General features: G+C 63.2%; 1 protein-coding gene. It reads left to right on the plus strand.

The annotated features are described in order from the left end of the window. Positions 1-187: 187 nt before the first annotated feature. On the plus strand, positions 188-1,141 hold the full coding sequence (locus ACFVJS_RS28010; protein WP_378886808.1) for a hypothetical protein: 954 nt from the start codon (positions 188-190) through the stop codon (positions 1,139-1,141). The last annotated feature ends 83 nt before the right edge of the window (positions 1,142-1,224 follow it).

The raw sequence follows: 1,224 nt of genomic DNA on the forward strand, positions 1-1,224 counted from the left end.
GGCGGGCACTGAAACGGCCGTCAAGCACACGAAGCGACTGTCAAGTTCTCTGACCGTCTCAATCAGCGGCCCAAGTTGCTGGGCCAACGGGCCGATCAGTCTCCACAGCTCCGCTTGGAGATCGAGTTATCCACAGTGGCCTTCCAGTTGGCCGAAAATGTCGTGGCTCACCGTCAGGGTGAGCGGCATGAACCTTGAGCCAGATGACGTACGTCTGATGCCCATTCAGCTGCGGCGGGAGCTGCTCGCGTCCGGCTACGACGACGCTGGGATCCTGCGAGCCGTCCGATCGGGCCACCTGGCGCGTGCCCGACGTGGGGCATATGTGAACGCTGCGCCGTACGCAGCACTCGACGAGCGCTCCAGGCATGCGGTTCGTGCCAGGGCTGCTGCGAAGCAGGCGAAGACGGAGGTGGTGATCTCCCATAGCTCCGCGATTTCCCTCTACCCAGAAGCGGTGCCGGTTTGGGGGCTCGACCTTCACCACCTGCACTTGACCAGACGAGACGGAAGGAGCGGGCGCAAGGAAGCCGGGATCCAGCAGCACCGCGGGCGCTTGATCGAGAGTGATGTCATTCGTCTAGGCGACGTCGATGTCACGTCGCCGGTGCGGGCCCTGCTCGAGGTCACCACCATTGCACCGGTTGAGGTCGGCCTCGTCCTCGCGAGCTGCCTCCTCCACCGCAAGCTGGTCACGATGGAACAGGTCGTCCAGCGGTACGCCGGCACGATCGATCGTTGGCCCCAGACTCTGACCACGGACCTGGTTCTTCGGCTCGCGGACGGACGCATCGAGTCGGTCGGTGAGGGGAGGATGCTCCATCTGTGCTTCGCTCAAGCCTTACCCATGCCATGCCCGCAGTACGAGGTGCATGACGAATTCGGGAACGTCGTCGCTCGGCTCGACTTCGCGTGGCCCGAGTACGGCGTGTGGGTGGAGTTCGATGGGCGTATCAAGTATCAGGAGCTGCTGCGCGAGGGCGAGTCGGTTACCGACGTGGTGCTGAGAGAGAAACGTCGGCAGGAGATGATCGAAGACCTCACCGGTTGGCGGTGCATTCGGCTGACCTGGGCTGATCTAGCCAACCCTGAGCGGGTCGCTGCCAAGATTCGCGCAGCCTTCGCCCGCTCCGCAGCCTGATGTCAGAAGCAAACCGAATAGCGAGATACGTCGCGACGCTTGATGGGCTCTTCATGTACCTGACGGGCGTTTCAGTGCCCGCC

It is taken from the genome of Nocardioides sp. NPDC057772, assembly GCF_042798075.1.
Lineage (GTDB): Bacteria > Actinomycetota > Actinomycetes > Propionibacteriales > Nocardioidaceae > Nocardioides.

What these genes read in the sequence shown, in the direction of transcription:
- ACFVJS_RS28010 (WP_378886808.1), top strand. Translation starts at nt 188, where the DNA reads ATGAACCTTGAGCCAGATGACGTACGTCTGATGCCCATTCAGCTGCGG.